This is a genomic window from Sorangium sp. So ce204 (assembly GCF_051526795.1).
Classification (GTDB): Bacteria; Myxococcota_A; Polyangia; order Polyangiales; family Polyangiaceae; genus Sorangium; species Sorangium cellulosum_B.
In genome coordinates, this window is the sequence record NZ_CP150317.1 from 13,324,749 (window position 1) to 13,341,726 (window position 16,978).

The following is a 16,978-nucleotide window of genomic DNA, read 5'->3' on the forward strand; positions in this document are numbered from 1 at the left end:
TCGCGCGTGTGTTCACGACGCGCGACCCGCGCGGCCTCACCCGGCGTCGACGAGAGGAAACCTGGATCCTCCCGGCCGCGGCGTCGATGACAGGCGGTCACGCGCGAGGGCGGGCGCGCTCCGTCCGCGGCCCGATGTTCAGTACCGGACCACCTCGACCGCCTCGGTGCCGAGCCGGATCTGCCGCGACGTCGTCCGGCGCTCGACGAGCGAGCCGGCGTCGAGCACGCCCGCGCGGGCGAGCTGCTGGCGGGCGCGGAAGACGTTGACGTTGAGGTGATGGAGGTCGAGCCGCAGCTTGCCGAGCAGGTCATCGACGTAGCGCCACCCGCGCTCGGCCGGGGGCAGCCCGGTCTCCCTGTCGCGCAGCCGGGAGCGCGCCAGCATGAGGAGCAGCTCGTGGTGGGCGCGCGCGGCGAGCTGGATGACCTTTTCCCCCTGCACCAGGGCGACGGCGATGTGCTCCTCGTCGTGGCTCACCTCGAAGCGCAGGACGGTGAGGCCGAGGAGCTTGGGGCTCGCCGCGCTCGACGCGGTCGTCGGCACGGCGGCGTCGAGCGCCTGCGGCGGGACGCGCAGGACCCAGGCGCCGCCGGCCTCGATGCGCTCCTGATCCACGGCCGGGCGCGTGCTCCCGTCGATCTCGATCTGCCAGACGCCGTGCTGATCCTCGAAGAGCGTCACCCGGGGGTCGGCGGCGTCCGGCAGCGCGAGCAGGCCCTCCTCCGCGGGGCGCACCTCGCCGGTGAGCTCGGCCCGCGCGCTCGTGACGGGCGCGCCGGCCTCCTCCACGGTCCAGCGCTCGGCGTCGCCGCCGAACACGAGCTCCGTCCCCGCGTCGAGCGCGACCCGCTCGGCGGACGTGAGCCGCCGGCCGCCGACGTGCGTGCCGTTCGTGCTGCCGAGGTCGCGGATCCACCAGCGCGCCCCGTCCCAGAACAGGACGGCGTGCTCGCCGGAGGCGCAGCGGTCCCGGAGGCGCACGGCGCAGTCGCGCGCCCGGCCGACCCGCGCGCGCGCCGGGAGCGTCACGCGAACGCCGTGGGCTTCATGCTTCAAGACCGCCATGGATGCAGCGTAAGATGCTGCCGCCGACCACATCAACGGCGTCGAAGGCGAGCCCCCCATGAGCGATCCCGCGGCACTCCTCAGGAAGCTGGCGGGTGAGCTGCACCTGTCTCCCTCGGCATGCGCGGAGATCCAGCGGGCGCTCGCCGAGCACGCCGCGCGCAGCCTCACGGAAGAGCTGCCGGCGACCGTGGTCCGGGACGCGCCGGCGGCGCCGAGAGGCGCGCCGGGCCCCGGCGGGGAGGCGCCGGCGCCGGCGGCGGCCGGGGACGCGCCCGGGCTGACCGGGGACGCAGCGGCGGCGGCCGAGCGCCGCCCGAGCGCCGCGCCTCCGGCCGTCCACGCGCCTGTCGCGGCGTGGCCCTGGGACCGTTACGACGATCTCGGGCTGATCGGCCGCGGGGGCATGGGCGAGGTGCGGCGCGTGCGCGATCGCGTGATGGGCCGCGTGCTCGCCATGAAGCTGCTGCGCGTCGAGGGGCAGGACGACGCGGACGGCCGGGCGCGCTTCCTCGACGAGGCGCGCCTCACGGCGTGCCTTCAGCACCCAGGGATCGTCCCTGTCCACGACTGCGGGATGCTCCCGAACGGCCAGCTCTGGTTCACGATGAAGGAGGTCCGCGGCCGCACGCTGAGCGCGCTGATCCGCGCGCTCCATGCCTCGGGCGAGGCGGGCCCCTCGCCCGAGGCGCTGCGCCGCGTGCTCGACGTCTTCGTCCGCGTCTGCGAGGCCGTCGCGTACGCGCACGGCCAGGGCGTCCTCCACCGCGATCTCAAGCCGGACAACGTCATGATCGGCGAGTTCGGCGAGGTCCTCGTGATGGACTGGGGCATCGCCCGCGCGACCGCGCGCGGCGCGCTTGCGGACGCGCTGCCGGACAGCGGCCACCACACGCACGTGGGCCTGGTCCTGGGGACGCCGGTCTACATGCCCCCGGAGCAGGCGCGCGGCGAGGCCGAGCAGCTCGGGCCCCCCAGCGACGTGTACGCCCTCGGGGCCGTCCTGTACGAGCTCCTCTGCGGCGAGCCCCCGTTCCGGGGGACGGCGCTGGCCGTGCTGGCGCAGGTGGTCCAGCGGCCGCCCGAGCGGCTCGCCGTCCGGTGCCCCGACCAGATCCCTCGGGATCTCATCGCGATCTGCGAGCGGGCGATGGCGCGCGAGCCGTCTTCGCGTTACGCGAGCGCCGAGGTGCTCGCCGCGGAGATCCGCGGCTTCCTCGACGGCGCCCGCCGCCGCGAGCGGGCGCGCGCTCTCGTCGAGGAGTCGCGCGCGCTGGCGCCGCAGATCGAGGGCCTGCGCGCGCGCGCCCGGGCCCTCCGGGCCGAGGCGAAGGCGGTGCTCGGGCGCCTCGACTCGTTCGCGCCCGCCGCCGAGAAGGCGCAGGGCTGGGCGCTCCAGGACGAGGCGCGCGCGCTCGACCGCGCCGCGGCCCTGGACGAGGCGACCTGGCACCAGAAGCTCCGCGCCGCGCTCAACGAGGCCCCGGACTTCGACGAAGCGCACGCGGCGCTCGCCGACGCCCACCTGGCCGATCTGCGGGCCGCCGAGGAGGCCCGCGACGCCGAGGCCGCGGCGCGCGCCGAGGCGTTCCTCAGGGCGCACGCGCGCGAGCGGCACGCGGTCTTGCTCCGCGGCACCGGGGCCCTCTCGCTGCGGACCGACCCGGAGGGGGCGCAGGTCTGGCTGCTCCGCTACGTCGAGCAGGGGCGCCGGCTTCGCGCCGAGCCCCAGGGCCTCCTCGGTCACACGCCGCTCTGCGAGGTCCCGCTCGCGCGCGGCAGCTACCTGCTCTCGATCCGCGCGCCCGGGTACCGCGAGGCGTTGTACCCCGTGAAGATCGGCCGCGGCGAGCACTGGGACGGCGTGCGTCCGGGCGGCGCGGAGCCGTTCGTCGTGCCCCTCCTGCCCTCGGAGGCGCTCGGCGAAGACGACGTCTACGTGCCGGCGGGCTTCTTCTCGGCCGGCGGAGACCCGCAGGCCGGCGACGGCTTGCCGGCGTGCCGGATCTGGGTCGACGGCTTCGTTGTGCGGCGGCACCCGGTGACGCAGGCCGAGTACCTCGCCTTCCTGAACGACCTGCTCGCGCGCGGGCGCGAGGCGGAGGCCGCGGCGGCGTGCCCGCGCGCGGCCCGCGCGATCGCCGGCAACGTGGACATCCCGCTGTTCGCGCGCGACGGGGACGGGCGCTTCGCGCTCGGCCCGCAGGCGCGCGCGGAGCAGGCGCGGCACCCGGTCGCCTCGGTGGACTGGCGCAGCGCCGTCGCCTACGCGTCCTGGCTGGAGGCGCGCACCGGCGCGCCGTGGCGCCTCGTCGGCGAGCTCGAGCGCGAGAAGGCCGCGCGCGGCGTCGACGGGCGCTTCTTCCCCTGGGGAGACGAGCCCGAGCCGACGTGGGCTTGCATGGTGGGCGGCCGCCCCGGCCCCGCGAGCCCGGCGCCGGTGGACGACCATCCGACGGACGAGGGCCCCCACGGCGCCCGGGGCCTCGCGGGCAACATCCGCGACTGGTGCGCCGAGCTGTGGATGCCCGACGGCCCCACGGTGGTCGACCGCATCGCGCGCCTCAAGCCAGCGGACGCGGCGGCTCCGGGGCTCCGCTCGATCCGCGGGGGTGCGTGGAGCTCCGGGCCCCCCGCGGTGTGCCGCGCGGCAGGTCGCTTTGCCGCGCGCCCGGAGGATCGCTTCAGCGCCGTGGGCTTCCGTCTCGCCCGGCCAGTCGTCGCTGGCGGGTAGCCGGCGGTCGCCGGCGCGCAGGGGGATGCGGTCGTGCGCGGCGACCGGCCGTGTTTGGCTGCTGAGCCCGCATCGCAGCGCTGGCGCCGGGGAACGGCCTGGTATCAGACGGTGACAGACGGTGACAGACGGTGACAGACGGTGACCGACGGCGACCGATGGCGACAGCCGGCGGATGTCGTGTTTGCGCTCGAGCGCTAAGGTCGTGGGACAGCCTGTGTCCACGAGGTCCATGGAGAACACGGATTCGCGTCAAGAAACTGCGGAGCTCTCCGAAGCGGCCTCGCCTGCGGCGGCAGAGCCCGCTGCGGCGCCCCTGCAGCGTGGCGATGCGGGGGCTGCGCGGCTCGAGCAGGAGCGCCTTGCGCCGCACGAGTCCCCCGCGGACCGCGCGCTGGTCGACGCCTTCTTTCAGGCCACGACCGCGGGGCTGGCGGTGATCGACCGCGATCTCCGCGTGGTGCGGCTCAACCAGGCGCTGGCGGACATCAACGGGATCCCCCTCGAGGCGCACCTCGGCAGGACGATCCACGAGCTTCTCCCGGAGATGAGCGACGCGATCGTCGCCAATCTCCGGCGCGTCCTGGAGACGGGCGAGGCGTTCACCGCCGAGGTGACGGGGACGACGCGGGCGTCGGAGCGACCGCGCTCCTGGCTGGTCAGTTACGCGCCTGTACGGGCGAACGGCGGGCCCGTCATGGGTGTGGGGACGATCGTCCTCGACATCACCGAGCGCAAGCAGACGGAGGACAGGCTCCAGGAAGAAGGGGAGACGCTCGAGCTGCTCAACCGCGCCGGCAAGCAGCTCGCCGCCGAGCTGGATCTGGAGAAGCTCGTGCAGGCGGTGACCGACGCGGCCACCCGCCTGAGCGGGGCCCAGTTCGGCGCGTTCTTCTACAATGTCACGAACGCCGAGGGGAAGAGCTACATGCTCTACACCATCTCTGGCGTGCCCCGAGAACGCTTCTCCGGGTTCGCGATGCCGCGCAACACGGACGTGTTCGCGCCGACCTTCAACGGAGAGGGCGTGGTGCGGCTCGATGATGTCACGATGGACCCGCGCTACGGGAACAACGCTTCTTACCACGGGATGCCGAAGGGCCACTTGCCTGTCGTCAGCTACCTTGCCGTGCCGGTGGTCTCCCGTTCGGGGCATGTCATCGGCGGGCTGTTCTTCGGGCACTCCGAGCGGGGTGTCTTCACCGAGCGGGCGGAGAAGCTGGTGGTCGGCCTCGCGGCTCAGGCCGCCATTGCCATGGATAACGCGCACCTGTTCCGGAAGGCGCAGCAGCTCATCCAGGCGCTCGAGCGGAGCAACAACGAGCTCGACCGCTTCGCCTACGTGGCGAGCCACGACCTGAAGGCGCCGCTCCGCGCCATCGCGAACCTCTCGCAGTGGATCGAGGACGATCTCGTGGACAAGGCGACGCCGGAGACGCGCCGGTACATGGAGCTCCTCCGCTCGCGCGTGGTCCGGCTGGAGGCGCTCATCGACGGGATCCTGCGCTACTCGCGCGCCGGACGCCTCCGCGACAAGCCCGAGATCGTGGACGTCCAGAAGCTCCTCGAGGACGTCGTCGCCCAGCTCACGGTCCATGCGGGCGCGTCGATCGAGGTCGCGATGGGCATGCCGACGCTCCTCGCCGAGCGGATCCCGCTGGAGCAGGTGTTCCTGAACCTGATCGGCAATGCGCTGAAGTATGCCGAGCGCCCCGACGCGCGCGTCGATGTGCGGGGGCGGGCGCTGGGCGATCTCTGGGAGTTCTCGGTGAAGGACAACGGACCCGGGATCGATCCGCGATACCACGGGAAGGTATGGGAGATCTTCCAGACCCTGAACGCGCGCGACAACATCGAGGGGACGGGCATCGGGCTCGCGATCGTCCAGAAGATCGTGCTCAGCAAGGGGGGGCGTGTGTGGGTCGAGTCCGAGCAGGGCGCCGGCGCCACGTTCTTCTTCACCTGGCCTCGGATGGAGACCGACGGCGGGCTCGGCATGCGCTGAGGAGCGCGGGCTCTGGCATGGGCGCGCGGCGCGGGGCGAGCGTGGCAATCCGCCACGCTCCGCGCCGCCTTACGGAGCCGGAGCGCCGCGGCCGCTCGCCGCGGGGCGGTGGCGCGCGATCTGCTTTCTCGCTGTCGGGTGGGCATGGGCCCTTGCCCCATGCCGGGAGCGCGACGGTGAAGCATCGATCCATGGCGGTCCTCCTGAACGGCTCCTCCCGGTCGAACCGCGCCGCGGCGCAGCGCGCGCGGCTCGGGGAGCTCCTGAAAGAGAGCGGCCTCGCCGCGGAGGTGCTGTGCGCCGAGAAGGGGCAGCAGCTGGGGGAGCTCGCCCGCCGTGTGGCGCGGGGGCCTTGCGAGCTCGTCGTGGCCGGCGGCGGCGACGGGACGGTGAACACCGTCGCTGCCGCGATCGCCGGCACGGACAAGACGATGGGTGTTCTTCCGCTCGGCACGGTGAACCATTTCGCCAAGCACCTCGGGGTTCCGCTGTCCCTCGAGGGCGCCGTGCGCACGCTCGTCGAGGGGCGGCGCGTCCGGGTCGATGTCGGCGAGGTCAACGGCCGGGTCTTCGTGAACAACTCGACGTTAGGGATCTATCCGGGCATCGTGCGCGCCCGGGAGGCGCTCCGGAAGCGGCGTGGGCTCAACAAGTGGATGGCCCTGGCGCTGTCGACCGTCTCCGGGATCCGGCGGCACGAGCGCGTCCGTCTCCGGCTCGTCCTGGATGGGCAGGAGGTCGAGCTGGAGACGCCGTTCGTGTTCGTCGCGAACAACGATTTCAAGCTTGGCGACGTGGACATCGGCCGCCAGCGCCCGCCGTGCTCGGGTGAGCTCGGCGTCTGCGTGGCGCACGCGGAGAGCCGCCTCTCCACGCTCAAGCTCATCGCCAGCGCCGTCGTCGGGCGCATTCATCAATCGAACGATTTCAGTATCCTGCGAACGACGGAGCTCCGGGTGGAGGCGCCCCACCGCCGCCTCCATGTGGCCGCGGACGGCGAGGTCCTCAGGATGGCGCCGCCGCTCTGCTATCGCGTGCGGCCTGCAGCGCTGCGCGTCATCGTGCCGCTGTCGCCCGAGCTCCGCGCGGGCTCGCGACCGCAGGAGGATCGATCGGGCCGCGTCGCCGCGCTGGAGGGATGAGGCGCCGTGCGCACGCTCGTGCACCTGTCGGATCTGCACTTCGGCCGCGTCGACAGGGCCATCCTCCGCCCGCTGATCGACAGGATAGGGGGGCTCGAGCCGCACGTGGTCGTGATCTCCGGCGATCTGACCCAGCGGGCGCGCGACGCCGAGTTCGCCGAGGCGCGCGCCTTCCTCGACGCGCTGCCCTCGCCGCGGATCGTGGTGCCTGGCAACCACGATGTCCCGCTCTACAACCTGTTCGACCGGTTCTTCCGCCCGCTCGACAGGTACCGGAGCCACATCACGGACGACCTCTCGCCGTTCCACCTCGACGCGGAGATCGCCGTCCTGGGCATCAACACAGCGCGCTCGCTGACCATCAAGGACGGGCGCATCAACGCGCGGCAGGTCGAGGGGATCAAGGCGAGGATGTGCGATCTAGGGCCCGAGATCACGAAGATCGTGGTGACGCACCACCCGTTCGATCTGCCGGAGAACTCGCCGCATGCGATCGTCGGGCGCGCGAGGCAGGCGATGGCGGCGATCGCGGGCTGCGGCGTCGACGTCATCCTGTCGGGGCACCTGCACATGAGCCACACGGGGCACTCCGCGGAGCGCTTCGAGGTCGGCGGCCACTCCTCGCTCATCATCCAGGCCGGCACGGCCACCTCGACGCGGGGGCGCGGGGAGCGGAACGCGTTCAACGTGATCCGCGTCGATGGGCGGAGGATCGATATCGAGCGGAACCTCTGGCTGCCGGACAGCAGCGTCTTCGAGATCGCGAGGGCGGAGCATTTCGAGGAGACGGCGCGGGGCTGGGTGCGGGCGGCGTAGGGGCGGCGCGCACGACTCCTCCGCTGGAGCGAGCAGCCCGAGCTCGTGGAGTGATGTCGGCGATCTCTCGAAGACTCGTGCTGTTTTGCTCTCCATCAGAGGGGCGAGGGTGAGCTTTCATATGGACATGTCAGCTACCATTCGGACGGCGATAGATTCCATAGGAGTACGTGTTCCTCGCCTGGGGGACGATGCAGGCATCGCAGATCGCCATCCTGGGAACAAAGGAAGGCTATCCCGCCAGGAAAGAGCTTGGCGAAGGTGGCCGCGGCACGGTGTCGTGAACCTTGTCTTGGCAGCGGGAAGCGTCTGCCTCGTTTACCTTCTAGCGTCACTGCTTCGTAAACGGCGGGGGCCGCTTTACTCACCTTGATCGGATACCCGGCGCAGAGGATCTCGAGATCCGGGCCTAGGAGGAGAGCGTTGTCAACGGTAGATAGCTGGCCGATGTTGTCGATGAGCGCGTCGAGAGCGTCCTCGGTTCTCCGCTCGTCATCCTCTGCGACCATGCGCTCGAATCGATCGTCGTCCGTTATCGGAGCTGTGGCCCCGTCAAGCCGCCCGCAGAGGTCCTGGAGGTGCGCACGGCGCAGCGCGAGCTCTGTGGTCTTTGCGGCCAGCGCCCGACGATGCGCCGGTGGTAGCCGATATTTCCCGAGTGCTGCCTGTCGATCCATCTCTGGGGATTCGGGGAGAAAGGTGATCAGGCCGCCATGGTTACCTGCGGACATTCTATCGACGAGACCGGCGACGACACGATGGACGATTGCGTATTGGTGTTCTCGGTGGAATAGATATGGACGAGGTGACCCATTCACGATGCCGGCACAAAGGCGTCGAAGCGCCGACGCGATGATGCTCTCCTGCTCCGACAGGATTTTGAATAGACTGGGTTTGCTGGACAGGTCGACAGATCTGCCGCTCTCATATCGAAACTGCTCTACCCCATGATGCCATAGCGCCACGTGGCCCGGTCTGCACGAACGCAGTACGAAGGATGCTTTTTCTCCTTCCGCAGGGAGGTGCGTATGCTCGACGCGTCTCGCGATGCCCTGGATCACGAGCCGACCGTTGCTCAGACCGACAACGATGGCAGTTCGCGGAAGATCTGCTGCAGGGGCCACCTTGGCGAGCGTCTTGACGTTAAGCTCGGTGACTCCTGAGCCATGTTCGAACGGAAGGATCTGCCAGGCAGGCATGCGTCCATGACCAGCGCCGACGAACCGATGTTCGAGCACGCGGGGTGGGGGACGGGCCGATGTCTGTCTGATCTGTCTGTTGGATCAGTCAAGTGAGCGGTAGGCGCCCGGAGAGGGGGTTCTCCGCGCGGGGTGGGGGATGGGCCGATGTTTGAGCCTGAGTCATCCCTCCTCCGGCGGAGCCGGAGGAGGGATGACTCAGGCGAGTTCGGCGGGGCCCCCACCCCGCGCGGAGAACCCCCTCTCCGGGCGCCGGGCGACCCGGCAAGCCCTCACGCCCACCGTAGCCGCCCGGCTCCCCTCACCCCATCACGCCAGCCGCCCGAGCTCCCGGAACCGCCCGCGCAGGTCGTTGTAGAGCCCCCGGTACACCGCGTGGATCTCCCGGTACCGCGCCGAGCGCGCCGCGTCCGGCGCGACCCGCGACACGACATGGACGAACGCGTCCGCCGCCTCCTCGACCGACGAGAACAGCCCCGCGCCCGCCGCGCCGAGCAGCGCCGCGCCGTAGGCCGGACCCTCGGTCGACGTCGTGATCGCCACCGGCGCCTCGAAGACGTCGGCCATCAGCTGGCGCCAGAACGGGCTCCGCGCCCCGCCGCCGGTCAGGCGGATCTCGTCGATCGAGACCGCCGCCGCGCCGCTCGTCTGGCCCACGCCGCGCATCAGATCCAGCGAGTCCGCGAGCCCGAACGTGATGCCCTCCAGCACCGCGCGCGAGAGATCGGCCTTCGTCGTGCGGGCGCTCAGCCCCACGAACGCGCCGCGCGCCGCCGCGTCGTTGTGCGGCGTGCGCTCGCCCATCAGGTACGGCAGGAAGACGACGCCGCCCGCGCCCGGGCGCGCCGTCGACGCCGTGTCCGAGATGATCTCGTACGGATCGACCTTGCGGAGCTCGGCCGCGAGGCGCTCCCCGTCGCCGAGGACGTCGCGGTACCAGCGGAGCGCGCCGCCGGCGGCGAGCATCACCCCCATCAAGTAGAAGCGGCCCGGGACCGCGTGGCAGAAGCTGTGGAGCCGCATCTCGGGCTCCACGATCCACGAGTCGGTGTGCGCCAGGATCACGCCGCTCGTGCCGACCGAGGCCATCGCCCGGCCGGGGCGCACGATGCCGAGCCCCACCGCGCCCGCCGCGTTGTCCGCGGCGCCCCGCACGACGGGGATGCCCGCCGGCAGCCCCGTCGCCGCCGCGACCTCGGCCGTCAGCTGGCCGAGCGGCGCGTTCGAGGGCGCCGACCGCGGGAACACCGCGCGCGGGACGCCGACCGCCGAGAGGAGCTCGGCGCTGAACGAGCGATCCCCGGGCGAGAACGCCAGCGTGCCGCTCGCGTCGCTGTCGTCCGTCCCGAGCTCGCCCGTCAGCCGCAAGCCGACGAAATCCTTCGGCATGAGCACCGCGCGGACGCGGGCGAACGCCTCGGGCTCGTTCGCCCGCAGCCAGAGCAGCTTCGGCAGCGTGAACCCCTCGAGCGCGCGGTTGCCGACCAGCCGCGCGAGCCCCGCGTCGCCGACCTTCGGGTTCGCGCGGATGGCCTCACACTCGGCCGTGGTGCGCGTGTCGCACCACAGGATCGCAGGCCGGATGACCGCCTGCGCCTCGTCCAGCAAGACCGCCGAGTGCATCTGCCCCGTCAGCCCGATCGCGCGCACGTCGTCGCGGCGCGGGCCGAGGGAGCGGGCGAGCTCGCCGAGGGCGCTCAGCGCCGCCGCGGCGAAGTCCTCGGGATCCTGCTCGGCCCACCCGGCGTGCGGCGTGGAGAGCGGGTATTCGCGGTGCGCCGACGCGACCGCCGCGCCGCGCTCCGTTTCGACTGCGATGGCCTTGAGGCCGCTGGTCCCGACGTCGATTCCGATCACGATGGCCATGGAAAGCGTCCTTTTTGCAGTTTCGTCTACTTCGGTGATCTTCGTAACGACTCTTAACTAATCGAGAAAAACGTAAGCTTTGTGAGCGCGCAGGCCGCGCGGCTAGAACACGACCTGGAGCTTCATGGGCGCGGTGCCCTTCTTCATCATCTCGAGGCCGCGCGGGAGCTCCTCGACCGGCATCGCCTCGGAGAGGAGCTTCTTCACGTCGACCGCGCCGCGCTCCATCAGCTTGAACGCCCGGTCGTACGTCCGCCGGATCGCGAAGCTGCCGATGATCTCGAGATCGCGCCGGTAGATCTCGAACGGCGAGACCTCGACCTTGTCCTGCGGCCCACACACGCCGAACACGAGGTACCGGCCGCCGTTCTTGACGTACTGGACCGAGTCGCCGAGCACCCGGGCGATGCCCGTCGCGTCGATCACGACGTCGAAGCCGTAGGGCGCGATCTTCTTGAGCTTCGCCTGGAGCGCGTTGTCGGCGAGCACCACCTCGGTCGCGCCGTGCTGGCGGGCGAGGTCGAGCTTCGACTCGACGACGTCGACGACGGTGACCGCGGCGGCGCCGTTCGCGAGGCTCGCCTGGAGGTGGAGCTGGCCGATCGGGCCGGCGCCGAGGACGAGGACCTCCGAGCCGATCTCGATGCGCGCGCGATCCTGCCCGAAGACGACGCACGCGAGCGGCTCGCAGAAGGCGGCCTCGCTGAACGAGACGCGCTCGAAGCGATAACAGTTCTTCGCGGGGACCCGGACGAGCTCGGCGAAGCCGCCGTCGCGCGTCACGCCGACCGCGTTCCACTTCAGGCAGTGGTTCTGCCGGTTGATCATGCAGAAGTGGCACTCTTCGCAGGTCACCGTCGGGTCGACCATCACCCGATCGCCGGGCCGGAGGCCCTCGACCTCGTCGCCCACGGCCGCCACCTCGCCGGCGAGCTCGTGCCCGGGGATCAGCGGGAAGGTCGGGAAGAAATCGCCCTCCCAGATGTGCACGTCGGTGCCGCAGATGCCGCACGCCTTCGCGCGGACGAGGACGTCGCGCGGGCCGATCTGCGGCGGGGCGACGTCATGGCGAACGGCGATCTTCTTCACGGCTTCGAGCACGGCAGCCTTCATGCGAGACCCTCCTTGGGAAGGTCGCATAAGCGGGCCAGCGCCGCGCGTCGAGGGTCGAGGGCCGCCGGCCGCGCCCGCGCCGCGTCGCAGAGCGCCGGGGACCGCCCCGCGCAGCGCCGCACGACGTCGCGCAGGGCGGCCTGACGCGGGATGTCAGGATTTCGTGGCCGGCTTGGACGGGGAGATCGTGCGCCAGAGGAACGCGTAGACGTCCATCAGATCGCGCGGGGCGAGGCCGCGCTCGCGCAGGCGCCGCTCGAGCTCGCGCGCCAGCGATTGCATCCGGGCATACCCCTCGGCGCTCGGCGCGCGATCGTAGGCGAGATCGAAGCCGAGCACGGCGGCCTGCTTCTCGTAGAAGGAGGGCTTCACGAAGACGTGCTCGCCCGGGTAGACGAGCGCGCCGAGGATCGTGACGAGCGGCCACGTGACGACCTTGGCCGCGGCGAGCACGCCGGCCAGCCGGTCGAAGCGCGCGGCGTAGTCGCCCGCGCCATAGAGGAGATCCACGACCGCCTCGGCGTAGGCGCGGTGGTGCTCGGCCGGCATCTTGTTGAAGGGGATGAGATCGCCGAGGGGGTGCAGGAGGCCGGTCGCGGCCTTGTGGACCTTGGTGATCCGCTCCATGAAATCGTTCAGGTTGCCCGCCGCGAGCAGCGCCTCGAGCTCGCCCTTGGCGAGGAGCGCGCGCGCGGTCTCGATGGCGCCCTGCTTGAAGGCCTTGCTCTTCTTCTTCCCCCCGCTCGCCGGGCCCTCGGCCCCCTCGCCCCCGGCGGCGCCTCGTTCCTCGGCGATGAACTGCGGACCCCCGAACCCACCCTCGAACTGCGACTCGAAGCTCGCGACCTGCTCGTCGAAGCTCGTGACCGGCGGCGCGACGACGCGGGCGCGCTGCTTCTTGGCGGCGGCCGACGGCCGGTCACGGAGACCGCGGATCCTGGCCTCGAGCGCGCTCGCCTCGTCGTCGCCGAGCTGCACCGGCTCGAGCTTCGACCAGAAAGCCTTGGCGATGGAGTGATTGAGGCCATCCTCGAAATCGTAGAAGCGCTTTTCGTCGCGCTCCTCGACGAGGTATCCGAGTCCCCATTGGGGACACCCCGGGTGCTTGACGATGATCGGGGCCGAGGGTTCCGTTGAACGAGAGGTCGCCATAGGCGGCGCAGCCTACTCGATCTTGGGACGACCGCATCCGCCCCGGAGCCCCTTCTGGACCCGTGTTCAGGTGCGCCGCGCGGGCCCATGCGGGCAGGCCGGCGCTTCGGGTCTCAGTTGACGTCGCGCGCCGCCGAGGCGAGCGCGAGCTGCTGGAGCGCGAGCGCCTCGGTCACGCGGCGCACCCGCGCGACGACGTCGCGGGTCTCCAGCGCCGCCTGCCGCTCCCGCGCGTCGAGGATGAGGTGGTGGGCGCAGAGATCCGCGACGAGCGACGTGGCCGCGTCGCGCGGCAGCCGGAACTCGAAATTGCTGTCCCGATCCCGGACGAGCGCCGCGAACGAGGCCGCGGTGGAGATGAGCGCGGCGTGATCCTGGGCCGGGACCTCCCCGGGCTCGTCCTCGAGGACCGTCGCCGCGGCCGTGCGGTACGGCGGCACGAACGGGCGCTCCGCCAGGCGGACCCGGGCGCGGCCCCGCAGCAGGATGTTGTAGCGGCCCCCGGGCAGCTCGGCGTGATCGATGATCTCGCCGGCGCCGGCCACCTGCGCGATGGCCGGGTGGCCGTGCGCGTCGATCGCGCGGGGGTCCGTGATGAGGACGACGGAGAGGATGCGGTGCGTCCCGAGGGCGTCGCGCACGAGCGCCCGGTAGCGCGGCTCGAAGATGTGGAGCGGCAGCAGGGCGCCGGGGAAGAGCACCGTCTGCGGCAGCGGGAACAGCGGCAGCTCGGGCAATGCCGCACTGAGGTCGCCCGGGCGCGGAGGCGTCGTGTCCACGGGCCGCAGGGTAGCACGCGGGGGGTGGGGTGTGGCGGCGCCACGCACATGCACATCGGGCTCGGCGGTCCGCTGTCGCCGGCCCGCGTTCTGGCGCGCGTCCCGCGGGAGCGAGCGCGGCGCGCAGTCAGCCGAACATCTCGATGGCCGAGCCGGTGACGGCGTCGGGGGCGTCGAGCGCGGCGTACACGAGGAGCCGCGCCACCTCGTCGGCGCTCATCTGCGGGGGGAACCCGCTCCCGACGAGCATGTCGGTGTCGACCGAGCCGGGGAGCACGGCGACGGACTGGAGCCCCGTCCCGCGCAGCTCCTCGGCCAGGCTCTTCGAGAGGCCGATGAGGCCCCACTTGGACGCGGCGTACGAGGCGTTGCCGGGGCACGCGAGGGTCGAGGAGATGCTGCCGACGTGGACGAGGCGGCCGCGCCCCTGCTTCAGCATGGCCGGGAGGAACGCGCGCGAGATGAGGAAGGGGCCGCGGAGGTTGACCGCGATCACCTCGTCCCAGGCGGCGGGCGCGGTCTCGTGGACCTTCGCGCCGCGGCTCACGATGCCGGCGTTGTTCACGACGACGCGGGGCGCGCCGAGCCACGCCACCACCTCGGCGGAGGCGCGCGCCACCTGCTCCTCGGAGGCGACGTCGCAGGGGACCGGGAGCGCGGCGACGTCGAGGCGGCGGACCTCGTCGGTGACCTCGTCGAGGCGCGGGCTCGGCGGGCCGAGCAGCGCGATGGAGAGGCCGCGGCGCGCGAGCGCGAGCGCCGTCGCCCGGCCGATGCCGCGGCTCGGCCCGGTGACGACAGCGACGTCGGTCACGCCCTCCCCCCGGAGAGCGCGGCGAGGGCGAGATCGCGCTCGGGGCCTGGCTCGGCGAGCTCGCCGGCGGCGGCGACGGTCTCGATGAGGGCGCCCGCCTTGCGCTCGCCGCGGGCGATGAGGCACGTGTGGGTCAGCGTGAGCTTGCACAGCGCGCCGCGCGCGCCGAGCTCGCGGACCAGGAGCTCGACGAGCTGCCCGCCGATGCGCTCCTGCAGCGTCAGCCGCCGCGCGAGCGCGTCGAGGACGTGCGCGAGCGTCCCGATGCCGGCGACCCGCGCGCCCGGCAGGTAGACGATGATGCCTGTGCCGTGCCCCGGCAGCAGGTGGTGCGGGCACATCGTGGTCACGGCGAGATCGCGGGCGACGACGAGGCCGCGCTCGAAGGGGCCTGTCTCCATGGCGCCCTCGCGGAGCACCGCGGCCGCGTCGATGGCCTCGCCTTCTATCAGGTCGTCGGCCCACGCGTCGGCGACCCGCTCGCCCGTGCCCGCGAGGTCCCCCTCGACGTCGCGCCCGAGGGCGCGGAGGAACTCCTCGATAGCCCACGCCGCTCTCTTCCGATCGATCACTGGGGGCCTCGTCAGTTGAGCAGCTGCCGGCGCCTCTCGGCGGTGATCGGCTTGCGCCCGGCGTAGCCGGCCTCGAGCCCGTGGTAGTGCTCCACGGCCGGCTCGCCGTAGCGCCAGCAGAGCCAGACGAGGGCGCCGTCGAGGCGCCCGTAGAAGTCGCAGAGGCCGATCCGCTGGTCCTTCACGACGACCCCGAGCGCCTCGATCTCCTGCCACCCGGACTCGTACGCGGCGATCTTCTGCGAGAGCTCGCGCTCGCGGGCACGCGCCTGCTCGCTGCCGTTGCGCGCCATCTCGATGAGCTGATCCGGCGTCGCGGCCGGGCTCTGCACGGCCTGCACGAGCTCCTGCCAGCAGCGCTCGATGTCGCTCGCCAGGGCGAGCTGCCGGCCGATCATCGACGAGAGCCGCGGGACGAGCGCGTTCGCTTCTTCGATCGTCCAGATGCGGGAGGTGCTCACGGGACCTCACCTGAAGGGCGGCGCGACGACCCGGTCATGCAGGGCCGGTAAGCGGAGGAGAGTGCGGTGTCAAGGGCTTCTACGGAAGGAGCCGCACCCGCCGCATGCAGCGCGCGCCCGCCGCACGCAGCGCGCGTGCAGCGCGCGCTCGGTCGGGCGTGCGGGCGCGCGCTCGGCCGGGCGTGCGGGCGTGCGGCCGGTGCAGGCGCGCCCTCGCGAACGACAGCCAGCGTGGCCGCGATCACCTGCGTCGCGCCCTTCCTCTCCACTCGGCAATGGGTTGCGCGCGGCGTTCTGCAAGCGATAAGCTCGCGCGGCGATCCTGTCGGGTTGCGAGGCCGCCGCATGCGACTCCGGACGATGTCGGGCATCAAGCTGTCGAATTGGCTCCTTGGCGGCTGGAGCGGGCTCGTCCTCCTCTACCTGTATCTGCCGATCCTGCTCCTCGTCGCCTACTCGTTCAACGACTCGCGGATGAGCGTGGTGTGGGAGGGGTTCACCTTCAAATGGTATCGGCAGCTCTTCGATGAGCTCGTCGCCCACCTGGGCGACGAGCGGCGGTCGCCGCTCATCGAGTCGCTGAGCAACAGCGTGATCATCGCCGCGATCACGACGGCGTTCTCGGTCGCCCTCGGCACGGCGGGCGCCTTCCTGCTCTACCGGTACAGGTTCCCCGCGCTCCGGTCGATCACGACGCTGATCTTCATTCCCATGATCATCCCGGAGATCATCATGGGGATCAGCCTGCTCATCTTCTTCAAGACGGTGGAGCTCGATCTCGGCTTCACGACGGTCATCATCTCGCACGTCACCTTCTGTTTCCCGTTCGTGCTGATCGCCGTCCAGGCGCGGCTCGCGGGGCTCGATCCGTCGCTCGAGGAGGCCGCCCTGGACCTCGGGGCGACGCCGCTCAAGGCGTTCTTCCTGATCATGGTGCCTTACCTTCTGCCCGCGATCATCTCCGGTGCGCTGATGTCGTTCACGCTGTCGATGGACGAGCTCATCGTCACCTACTTCACCCGCGGGCCCAAGTCCGAGACCTTGCCGATCAAGGTGTTCGGCATGGCGAAGGTCGGTCTGAACCCGATGCTGAACACGATCTCGACGGTGTTCATCGCAGCGACCGCGATGCTCGTCGTGGTCGCCGAGTCGCTGAAGGGCACCGCGCGGCGGCTCCCCGACGAGGGCTGAAGGGGAGCGGCGCGCGGCGCGAACGCGGGGGCCTGCGCCGGCGCAGGCGAGACAAGGAAAAGGCCA

General features: G+C 71.7%; 14 protein-coding genes. 5 read left to right on the forward strand and 9 right to left on the reverse strand.

All coding sequences use genetic code 11. From position 1 onward, the window contains the following. Nucleotides 1–138 precede the first annotated feature (138 nt). Nucleotides 139–1,068: an FHA domain-containing protein gene (locus tag WMF22_RS50565; RefSeq protein ID WP_438034402.1), complete on the reverse strand. Its 930-nt coding sequence runs from the start codon at nt 1,066–1,068 to the stop codon at nt 139–141. Between the two features lie 58 nt (nt 1,069–1,126). Here WMF22_RS50565 and WMF22_RS50570 point away from each other — a divergent pair, with 58 nt between their 5' ends. From WMF22_RS50570 to WMF22_RS50585, 4 genes are all read left to right on the forward strand, one after another. Continuing rightward, complete coding sequence (locus WMF22_RS50570) at nt 1,127–3,802, forward strand: protein kinase domain-containing protein (protein WP_438034403.1); 2,676 nt, start codon at nt 1,127–1,129, stop codon at nt 3,800–3,802. A gap of 232 nt (nt 3,803–4,034) precedes the next feature. Further along, nucleotides 4,035–5,807: an ATP-binding protein gene (locus WMF22_RS50575; protein ID WP_438034404.1), complete on the forward strand. Its 1,773-nt coding sequence runs from the start codon at nt 4,035–4,037 to the stop codon at nt 5,805–5,807. 191 nt (nt 5,808–5,998) lie between these two features. Next, the gene (locus WMF22_RS50580) at nt 5,999–6,949 is read left to right on the forward strand and encodes a diacylglycerol/lipid kinase family protein (protein ID WP_438034405.1); all 951 of its coding nucleotides are present in this window, start codon (nt 5,999–6,001) and stop codon (nt 6,947–6,949) included. 6 nt (nt 6,950–6,955) lie between these two features. Then, complete coding sequence (locus WMF22_RS50585; RefSeq protein ID WP_438034406.1) at nt 6,956–7,765, forward strand: metallophosphoesterase family protein; 810 nt, start codon at nt 6,956–6,958, stop codon at nt 7,763–7,765. A gap of 134 nt (nt 7,766–7,899) precedes the next feature. Here the strand turns inward: WMF22_RS50585 and WMF22_RS50590 are convergent, their stop codons facing one another. From WMF22_RS50590 to WMF22_RS50625, 8 genes are all read right to left on the reverse strand, one after another. Further along, nucleotides 7,900–8,964: a hypothetical protein gene (locus tag WMF22_RS50590; RefSeq protein ID WP_438034407.1), complete on the reverse strand. Its 1,065-nt coding sequence runs from the start codon at nt 8,962–8,964 to the stop codon at nt 7,900–7,902. A 309-nt stretch (nt 8,965–9,273) separates the two neighbouring features. Continuing rightward, nucleotides 9,274–10,830, reverse strand: coding sequence for a xylulokinase (gene xylB, locus WMF22_RS50595; protein ID WP_438034408.1), 1,557 nt, complete (start codon nt 10,828–10,830; stop codon nt 9,274–9,276). 102 nt (nt 10,831–10,932) lie between these two features. Next, the gene (locus WMF22_RS50600) at nt 10,933–11,943 is read right to left on the reverse strand and encodes a zinc-dependent alcohol dehydrogenase family protein (protein WP_438034409.1); all 1,011 of its coding nucleotides are present in this window, start codon (nt 11,941–11,943) and stop codon (nt 10,933–10,935) included. A 153-nt stretch (nt 11,944–12,096) separates the two neighbouring features. Beyond that, the gene (locus tag WMF22_RS50605) at nt 12,097–13,095 is read right to left on the reverse strand and encodes a hypothetical protein (RefSeq protein ID WP_437297020.1); all 999 of its coding nucleotides are present in this window, start codon (nt 13,093–13,095) and stop codon (nt 12,097–12,099) included. Nucleotides 13,096–13,208: 113 nt separating this feature from the next. Next, entirely contained in the window at nt 13,209–13,874 is a 666-nt protein-coding gene (locus tag WMF22_RS50610) for an LON peptidase substrate-binding domain-containing protein (RefSeq protein ID WP_438034410.1), read from the reverse strand. 127 nt (nt 13,875–14,001) lie between these two features. Then, nucleotides 14,002–14,688, reverse strand: coding sequence for an SDR family NAD(P)-dependent oxidoreductase (locus tag WMF22_RS50615; protein WP_012241908.1), 687 nt, complete (start codon nt 14,686–14,688; stop codon nt 14,002–14,004). Then, nucleotides 14,685–15,260, reverse strand: coding sequence for a GTP cyclohydrolase I (gene folE, locus WMF22_RS50620; RefSeq protein WP_012241909.1), 576 nt, complete (start codon nt 15,258–15,260; stop codon nt 14,685–14,687). Before folE ends, WMF22_RS50615 begins: the two co-directional genes overlap by 4 nt. 11 nt (nt 15,261–15,271) lie before the next feature. After that, nucleotides 15,272–15,721, reverse strand: a complete 450-nt coding sequence (locus WMF22_RS50625) for a DUF2203 domain-containing protein (RefSeq protein WP_437297022.1) — start codon at nt 15,719–15,721, stop codon at nt 15,272–15,274. A gap of 345 nt (nt 15,722–16,066) precedes the next feature. Here WMF22_RS50625 and WMF22_RS50630 point away from each other — a divergent pair, with 345 nt between their 5' ends. After that, nucleotides 16,067–16,912 (forward strand): ABC transporter permease, encoded by an 846-nt coding sequence (locus WMF22_RS50630; protein WP_012241911.1) that lies wholly within the window; start codon nt 16,067–16,069, stop codon nt 16,910–16,912. The last annotated feature ends 66 nt before the right edge of the window (nt 16,913–16,978 follow it).

Excerpts from the sequence above, each read along its gene's own strand:
- WMF22_RS50565 (WP_438034402.1), bottom strand. The coding sequence starts at position 1,068 with ATGGCGGTCTTGAAGCATGAAGCCCACGGCGTTCGCGTGACGCTCCCG.
- WMF22_RS50570 (WP_438034403.1), top strand. The coding sequence starts at position 1,127 with ATGAGCGATCCCGCGGCACTCCTCAGGAAGCTGGCGGGTGAGCTGCAC.
- WMF22_RS50575 (WP_438034404.1), top strand. The coding sequence starts at position 4,035 with ATGGAGAACACGGATTCGCGTCAAGAAACTGCGGAGCTCTCCGAAGCG.
- WMF22_RS50580 (WP_438034405.1), top strand. The coding sequence starts at position 5,999 with ATGGCGGTCCTCCTGAACGGCTCCTCCCGGTCGAACCGCGCCGCGGCG.
- WMF22_RS50590 (WP_438034407.1), bottom strand. The coding sequence starts at position 8,964 with ATGCCTGCCTGGCAGATCCTTCCGTTCGAACATGGCTCAGGAGTCACC.
- xylB (WP_438034408.1), bottom strand. The coding sequence starts at position 10,830 with ATGGCCATCGTGATCGGAATCGACGTCGGGACCAGCGGCCTCAAGGCC.
- WMF22_RS50600 (WP_438034409.1), bottom strand. The coding sequence starts at position 11,943 with ATGAAGGCTGCCGTGCTCGAAGCCGTGAAGAAGATCGCCGTTCGCCAT.
- WMF22_RS50605 (WP_437297020.1), bottom strand. The coding sequence starts at position 13,095 with ATGGCGACCTCTCGTTCAACGGAACCCTCGGCCCCGATCATCGTCAAG.
- WMF22_RS50630 (WP_012241911.1), top strand. The coding sequence starts at position 16,067 with ATGCGACTCCGGACGATGTCGGGCATCAAGCTGTCGAATTGGCTCCTT.